General features: G+C 63.9%; 6 protein-coding genes. 1 reads left to right on the top strand and 5 read right to left on the bottom strand.

Annotation, left to right across the window (positions count from 1 at the left end; all coding sequences use genetic code 11):
• Positions 1-95 precede the first annotated feature (95 nt).
• The 3 genes from KBY70_RS11675 to KBY70_RS11665 are packed head-to-tail and all read right to left on the bottom strand — an operon-like array spanning position 96 to position 2,443.
• Positions 96-989 (bottom strand): HesA/MoeB/ThiF family protein, encoded by an 894-nt coding sequence (locus KBY70_RS11675; RefSeq protein ID WP_254988607.1) that lies wholly within the window; start codon positions 987-989, stop codon positions 96-98.
• On the bottom strand, positions 979-1,788 hold the full coding sequence (locus KBY70_RS11670; RefSeq protein ID WP_254988606.1) for a Mov34/MPN/PAD-1 family protein: 810 nt from the start codon (positions 1,786-1,788) through the stop codon (positions 979-981). The genes KBY70_RS11675 and KBY70_RS11670 overlap by 11 nt, the downstream gene beginning before the upstream one ends.
• Positions 1,789-1,798: 10 nt before the next feature.
• Positions 1,799-2,443, bottom strand: coding sequence for a hypothetical protein (locus tag KBY70_RS11665; protein ID WP_254988605.1), 645 nt, complete (start codon positions 2,441-2,443; stop codon positions 1,799-1,801).
• 161 nt (positions 2,444-2,604) lie between these two features.
• Here KBY70_RS11665 and KBY70_RS11660 point away from each other — a divergent pair, with 161 nt between their 5' ends.
• On the top strand, positions 2,605-2,778 hold the full coding sequence (locus tag KBY70_RS11660) for a hypothetical protein (RefSeq protein WP_198953869.1): 174 nt from the start codon (positions 2,605-2,607) through the stop codon (positions 2,776-2,778).
• A gap of 4 nt (positions 2,779-2,782) precedes the next feature.
• On the opposite strand, the gene KBY70_RS11655 is transcribed toward KBY70_RS11660, so the two are convergent.
• Together KBY70_RS11655 and KBY70_RS11650 are read right to left on the bottom strand one after the other, a co-directional pair.
• On the bottom strand, positions 2,783-4,402 hold the full coding sequence (locus tag KBY70_RS11655; protein ID WP_254988604.1) for an HIRAN domain-containing protein: 1,620 nt from the start codon (positions 4,400-4,402) through the stop codon (positions 2,783-2,785).
• A gap of 66 nt (positions 4,403-4,468) precedes the next feature.
• On the bottom strand, positions 4,469-7,189 hold the full coding sequence (locus tag KBY70_RS11650; RefSeq protein WP_254988603.1) for an AAA family ATPase: 2,721 nt from the start codon (positions 7,187-7,189) through the stop codon (positions 4,469-4,471).
• Positions 7,190-7,215 lie beyond the last annotated feature (26 nt).

Below are 7,215 nucleotides of genomic sequence, written 5' to 3'. Positions count from 1 at the left end.
GCCGTTTTCAGCTTGCGGATGATCTGCTCCGCGGTGTGCCTGGTGCGTTTCATGGTGAAGTCCCCGGCCCAGTCTGGCCGGCTGAGGACTCTCATTCACCCTGGACCGATTGCCGGGGTCCACGTCACGCTTTCATTGCTGTAGAAGCGGCGCTGCGGTTCAGGACGCCGGGAGAGTGATCCGATCAGCCCCTCAAACGCACAGCCGTAACAGGGCATCGGTGCATCGGGATGCCAATAGAACAGCTCGCCCGCGAAAGCCCGCTCCCATAGGCCGATCGAGAGAAAAGCAAGTTGCAGCTGGGCTGCCAGCTGGGCTGCATAGCGATCGGCCCGGCGGCTGTCGGCGGCCGCTAACAGCAGGGATGGCAGCCGTTGGCCATGCGTGTCCTGGGCGGTGGCGAATGCTGCCACCACAGCAGGATCCAATCGCTCCAGGGTGGTGGTGTGCACCTGCACATCGGCACGCGGGTTGATCAGCCGGATCCGGTCCGCCACCGCGCGGGCCTTGCTGCGGCCTAGATCAGCCAAGCCGCACTGGTGGCGGCAGAGGTTCTCGATCGAGAGGAGGTCGTCATCGATCAGCAGAAAACGCCCCACACCGCTGCGGGCCAGATCCAGCGCCGCCAGGCTCCCCACCGAGCCGCAACCACAGACGATCACGCCGCATTGCGCCATCGCGGCGGTCTCCAGCAGGCCGGCATGGCGGGAGAACAGATCGTTCTCCAGTCCATAGGGCTTGGCGATGCACGGCTGCCCGCCGGCGGTGAACTGCCAACCCTGCTCGGTGTGGATCGCGTGCAGGGGCGGGATCCCTGAACCCGCGCTCAGGTTCCGGCATTCCCGCAGATCGGTGGGATCGGTTCCCAGCACTACATAGTGACCCGTCTCTGCCTGGAAGTAGCCGTGCAGATCCGGATCGACACCGTCGGCAGAGAGATCGGCCGGAAACCAGGCGATGGCCGGGGTTTCGGAGCGCTTACTGGTCATGGCCGCAGCGCTCCAGAACGCATGTCGTGATCAAGCCGTCGTGCGTGCCGCGCACTTCCCAGAGCTGCCTGCGAGGTCCTGCGCGCTCCAGCAGGGCCACCTGCAGCACATCCCCGCATGCCCGCAGGCCGTAGCGCCATTGCTGCAGTTGATCGAGTTGCGCCAGCACCCGATCCACCTCAGCCACCAGCGGCCCTCGAAGCGGCAGTGCCGTCCGTGCTCGGCAGGCAAACAGATCCTGAAGCTCACAGGCCAGGCCCGATGCGCCCAGCTGCTCTGGATCCAGGTCTGACGCATCGAGCTGTTGACGCAGCTCGCCATCGAGCAGAGCATCGCCGGTCCACACCGGCAGCCGCTGGTAACGGAGATCCGCTGGGACGTGATAAGCCGTGAGGCGGAAGTGGGGATCGAGATTCACCAGGCACGACAGCGCGCCATGGCTGCTCTGCCTGGCAAAGCGCCGGTTGGTGCTGTCGTCATCGACCGAAAACTGATCGAAGCTGCCGGGGTGGCGATGCCACAGGCCGACAAGCTGCAGGGGCAGGCGGTACTGGCGCGCCAGCTTGGCGGCCAGGTGATTCACATAGCCCCGGTCGTAGCTGAAGCTCGTGGCGGTGCTCTCGGCCGCGGGACCCGGGTCGATCGCCTCGAGCACCTGCCAGCGGTTCTGGTGGAAGCGCCCCAGCAGGATGCCGCCCGTTTCGTTGGGGTGGTGCTCCAGGGTTTCGGCGCAGATGGCCGCATGGGCCCGGCGGGAGAACAGCACCTCCACGGGCATCGCAGTAATGGTTGTGGTCATGGCAGCGTCCTCAGATCTGGTGACCGGCGAACTGAGCCGTGCTCAGCTCCCCGAGCATCCAGAGCTCAAAGGCAGCGATCCATTTGGCCGCCCAGGCCAGGGCGCTGGCGGCGGTGCTGCAGTGATCGCGGCCATGGCGGAACGATTCAGCTGCCACCGTGCAGAGGCTCAACTCGCCGCTGGCTTCATGGCGCAGGGTGTGGGGGATCGGCTCCTCCAGCTGCTCGGTGAGGGCATTGAGATCGGGCTCGATCGGGAAGACGCTGATCGATCCGCCGTAGTCATCGCCATGGGGATGGTCATGGTCGTAGACGAGCTGCAGGTGCCAGATCCGCTGGCTGTCGGGGATGCCGCTGGCCAGTGACCCCAGCCAGGACATGCGCCCATCGGGCAGACGATCGGGCCGGAATTGGGGGAAGAAGTGGTTCATCGCCGCCAGCTCGGCCTGAAACAGCTCCGGGTCGCGCTCGTACCAGTAGAGGGAGGGTGCGGCGAGCTTGCCCTCGGGCACGGTGATCGCCACCTCGCTGTCCCCGCGCTCACTGAGGGAGCGGATCTCGCCCTGCTGGGTGACCATCACGCTCTCGCCGCGCAGCAACTGGGCTGCGAGCTGTTTGCGCCGGTCAGAGGCGGCGTCCTGAGTGGCGGTGGTCATGGCGTGTGTGCTGGCTGGCAACAGCCTCGCCTGACTGTCTGCGGCATGGCCGCTCTCTCCTGCGAAGCACGACCATGACGTCCGGCGGCTGGTGATTCGCACAACCTCACCAACAGCGATCAATGGGCCATGGGATGGTGAGTTCATCCGCTCCAATCGTGATGACCCGCGTAGAGATCGAATGGCAGGACCAATTCGGTCGCTGGCAGCACTTCCAGACCAAACACAACGAGGCCGACGCATTTCGCACTGCGCAGAGCCGGGCTCGCAGCACCGGCAAGCGGCATCGCTTGGTGGATGAGGATGGCCGGCTATTGGATGTCCTTGAGCCCTGAAGATTCAGTGATTTGGGTTGTAAAGGTGCTTGCCGCAGTGGCCAATCACCACCTGCCCCAGCTCCTCATCCCAGCAGAAGTGGATCCGCAGAGTTCGATTTTCTGAATCCTTGGCCCCGATCTTGAGGTGCTGCCACATCTCGACGGCCTTGCTCCCATAGGAGAAGGTGCGAGCACGCTTAGCTTGCGGATTGCTCTCAATCGTCTGGGATTCCCTGGGGGCATAGCTGCTGCCGCCAAACACCTGCCCAGCAATTCGGTCAGGAGCCCCAGCCAGCTTCTGCTCGCGATAGCCAGTGGCCAGCAGCCAGAGCAGCTCAAACAGTTGGTCGCTGTGTTCAAAACCCTTCACCTGATCGGCGGAGCTCCAGGCACTGTCGAGCACGAGCAAGTTGCCAGGGCAGAGCTCCTCACTCACCAGCTCGAGGCATTGACGCGGCTTGAGGCGCGCACTGCCGGCAACACCACGCAGGCTGTTGAGCAGGCGGTTGGTGACCTCCTGTTCGGTGACTTCCTCATCCGTGCTGCTCCACGGGGTGTAGCTCAATTCAGTGACCACCCCTGCAGGGCCTGCCTGCTCGAGAAACTCGAGGTCCAGCCGCAGCGTGGCCAGCTCGTTGCTGCCCTGCTCCAATTGGTCCGCCAGGGCTTTGTTTTCGGCGAGGGCTAGCTGCAGCTCCTGCTCTTTGAGGTCCAGCTGCTGACTGAGCTCGCCCTCAACAGACTGGGCCAGTTCGATGGCTTGCTCACCTTGTTCCTGGGCTTTCTCGGCTCGCTGTTCCCAGGCCCTTTTGTTGAAATCAAACTCCCTTCTGAGGCGTCGCTCCTCTGCCCGGCTGGTCTCCAGTCGCGTGTTGATGTCCTCCTGCTTCTCCTCAAGCTCCTTGAGGCGTTCTTGCCGTTCCCGGATGCGGGTGGTCTCACTGGGCGCCCCGAAGAGTGAACGTATCAGCTGCTCCACCTGCTCCGGGTTGTCGGGCGCCTTGCCGGTGCTGTCGGTGAGGCTGAGATACCAGGGATAGTGGCGGCCGTCCTGGGCGGGGTAGTAGCTGTAGCCGCACTTGCTCACGTCGTAGCTGGCGCCTAACAGCTCTTGCAGTTCGCGAAAGGCCGTTTCGGTGCAACTGATCACCAGCCGTAGTTTGTCGGCTCCGGTGGTGCGGTCGAAATCCCATGCAAAGGCGCTGCTCACGCCCAGTTCCCGGAGGCGCCGGCTGGCTTTGGGGATCGGGATCGAGATCTGCAGCCGGAAGGCATCCCGTTGTGATGTGGTGCTGAGACCGGTCACCACTGCGTCAAGCCCCTGGGCCACCTCCGGCACTTCGGCAACGATCAGGGGTGCCATGTCCTTGGGGATGTAGCCGATCCACTCTCCTTTCCAAAACACCTTCACGGCATTGGGATCCCACTCATTGGTGGGCTCGTGAATCAGGGTGAGGGGATCGCCAATAGCGATGCCGAGCCCCATCTTTTGGGCAGCATCGTCCAGCAGGTACGCCAGAAAGGTCTGAAGAATTTCGCCGCTGCTCTGTTGCGAGCGCTTGCGACGTGCCGCTTGGCGCTCGGAAGTGCCTGCTTGATCCAGGTGCTGCAGGCGCCGAAAGAGGCTGTCTTTGGGCGCCATAACACAGTCGAATTTGCCTACAGCTTAGGCAGCTACTTAGCCATTTTTTGCAGGCAATCCCCTTGGTTACAGGGCGAGATTGATATGTGCTGCCCGCTCAATTCCCTCGCTCCTCTCCGGATCACAGGTAAGCAGGATCACCTGCAGTCCCTGGTCAGCGGCTTGTTGCAGCATCTGATAAATACCCGCCTGTCGCTCAGGGTCAGAGTTAGCGAAGGCGTCGTCAAACAGCACGGGTAAGGTGCCGTCGTAGGCCTCCGCCAGCACTTCTGCCATGGTGACCCGCAGGGCAGCGGCGAACTGTTCGCGAGCGCCGGTACTGAGCACATCAAAGCCAAAGGCCGCTTCGTTGCCGCGGCGCCACTGCAGTTCCTGGAAGCCGTTTCTGGCGTCGTAGCTGAGGCTGGTCTGCGGGGCCTCGGGGAACACCTGGGCGAGATAACGGCCGATCCGCTCAGTGAGCGGTGCGGTGTATTGCGTGGCCATTGCGTTCTGCTCCTCCTCCAACAGACGCCGCAGCAGCGTCAGCATCCCCGCCTCCTTCTCCAGCCGTTCCTGCTCCTCCAGGCGTGACTCCAGCTCGGCCTGCTTCTGCTCGAGCTCAGCTTGGAGATCAACCTTTCCATCGCCGTGCAGACGGCTTTCGGCACGGATGCGTGCTTCTGTCGCTTCCCGCTCTTGGCTCTCAAGCGTGCTGATCTCTTTATCAAGCTCTGCAGCCCTGGCTTTGAGGCTTTCAGCGCCCAGCTCCGCCAGCTCGCTCTCCAGCCCCTCCAGCTTGCTCTGGAGTTCCCTGCAGCGTTCGCGGGCCTGAGCGAGTGCGACCGTCAGAGCCTCAAGAGAGCCGTGTCGCTCCTGCAGGGCATGAATGCGCGTGCTCGCTTCCAGTGACTGGTTCTCACGCTCACGCAGGCCGGCTTCCGCCGTTGCAATCAGCTTGGTCTGGGCATCTAGGTCAGCACTGGATTGCTTCACCAGCGCCTGGTGCTGCTGTTCCGTCTTGGTGGCCCCATCGCGTTGCTGGCGAGCCTCGCTCAGCTGCTGCTCCAAGGCACGCAGACGGCTCTCAAGGGCTTCCCCTTGCAGAGCTGCATCGGCAGCGTCGAGCGAAACCTGAGCATCCGCTCCCTGAATCAACGCATTCAGCCGGAGGCGCAGGGCTTCGGTATCCGCTCCGCCGCGTTGTTCGATCAGGCGCTGCTGCTCCGCCAGTAGATCACTGCGCCGCCGCTCGGCCGTGGCAGCTTCGTCCACCGTCGTCAGCTTCCATTGCTGGAGTTCTGTTTGGAACTTGCCCTCCGCTTCTGCAAGCACGGTTGCTGCTTCCGCAGCACTGGAGCCATCCCCAGGCGTGAGCCGCAGTTCCACATCGTCTCCCACCTGCACTGTCGCCGGCTCCGACAACAGCTGACGGCTTCCTGCGGCCAGCTCAAGTCCATCCACCCGCACAGGGCGTCCGGCACGGATCACCTCGATGCCGGCTGAGAGTGCTTCCGCGCGAACCCGGGCATCGCGCCTTGCCGTCTCAAGCCGGCGCAGCGTCTCCACATCCGCTGCAGTTAGCGCAGGCAGGAGGGCGATTTCTGCCTGGAGTTCATCGCAACGGGCTTGATTGGTGGCCAGCGCAGCCAGTTGCTGCTCCAGCCGCTGTTGTTCCTGCAGTTGGCCCAGGCCTTTCTGCAGGGTTTCGATCGCCGTGGCCTCGCGGATGGTCTTGGCCACAGTTTGTTGCTGGACTTCCAGCTGCTCCTGGGCATGTACGCGGGCAGTCTCCAGCTCAGACAGGCGATGCTTGAGCGCCTCAAGCGCCTCCTGATCCGGGGCCTTGGCGGCCTCCAGAGTGGACACTTGCTTTTGCAGCTCCTCCAGCTGCGTGCGGTCTTTGTCGAGGTCGTCGCGTTCCTTCTGGGCCGCCTGCAACTGAGGCTTCTCCGCGGCGATCGCCGCCTCCAGCTCCTGGCTGCGTTTCAGCTTCTGGTCCAGTTCCCCGCGCTGCACCTGGAGAGGCGGCAGCGCCTGGCACACGCGCTGCAGCTGGGCTACCGCCTCCTGAAAGGCTTGCTCTGCTGCCGCTTGTTGGTCGATCTGATCACCGATGGCCTCCAGATCGTCCTGGGCGTCGATCGCCGCCTTACGCGCGTTGTACAGAGGGGAGCCCGTCTTCACCTGCGGGGCCCGGTTAGCACCTCCGGGGGTGTACACGGTGGCCCAACGGGTCTGGATGTCCTCCAGCACGGCTAGGTCCAGTGGAGACTGCACGCCCAGATCTGCGCCAGCCTGGAGGCGTTCCACCAGGCGATCGTGGTCATAGCTAGCAGCGTTAAGACCAAGCGGATTGCTGCTGGCTGATCCCTGCCACACCCACAGATGGCCCCAGCGCTCCTTGAGCTGATCAGCGGCACCACGGTTGCGGGCCACGGCAGCGGTGCCGATCAGTTCTGATAGCCGCTCCTCAGCGTCTTCCCCCTGCAGGCTGCGGCCAGCGCTGTCGCGCAGGCTGGCACTACCCCGCGCGCCCGCGAACCGCTTGCGCAGCTCCCAGCGTTCACCGGCCGCCTCAAAGCTGATCTCCACTTCCGGTTCAGCCAGAAACGGATCCGACTGCATGCCCTTCAGCAGTTCGCCGCCGGTCTTCACCGGCAGGAACAGGGCCCGGTGCAGCGCCTCAGCCAGGGTGCTCTTGCCGGATTGATTGGGCCCGGCGATCACCGTGAAGCGTGGATCGAAGCTGATGGGCAGGTCGCGATGCCGGCGGTAATCACGAACGCGAGCAGAGAGGAGGCGCATAGCGGAGAGCTGGGGGGTCGTGGAAT

Source organism: Cyanobium sp. ATX 6E8 (genome assembly GCF_024346335.1).
In the GTDB taxonomy this organism is placed as follows: Bacteria; Cyanobacteriota; Cyanobacteriia; order PCC-6307; family Cyanobiaceae; genus Cyanobium_A.
This window is presented reverse-complemented; position numbering and strand designations above follow the sequence as displayed.

Coding starts and splice junctions, on each gene's coding strand:
- KBY70_RS11675 (WP_254988607.1), bottom strand. CDS start 989: ATGACCAGTAAGCGCTCCGAAACCCCGGCCATCGCCTGGTTTCCGGCC.
- KBY70_RS11670 (WP_254988606.1), bottom strand. CDS start 1,788: ATGACCACAACCATTACTGCGATGCCCGTGGAGGTGCTGTTCTCCCGC.
- KBY70_RS11665 (WP_254988605.1), bottom strand. CDS start 2,443: ATGACCACCGCCACTCAGGACGCCGCCTCTGACCGGCGCAAACAGCTC.
- KBY70_RS11660 (WP_198953869.1), top strand. CDS start 2,605: ATGACCCGCGTAGAGATCGAATGGCAGGACCAATTCGGTCGCTGGCAG.
- KBY70_RS11655 (WP_254988604.1), bottom strand. CDS start 4,402: ATGGCGCCCAAAGACAGCCTCTTTCGGCGCCTGCAGCACCTGGATCAA.
- KBY70_RS11650 (WP_254988603.1), bottom strand. CDS start 7,189: ATGCGCCTCCTCTCTGCTCGCGTTCGTGATTACCGCCGGCATCGCGAC.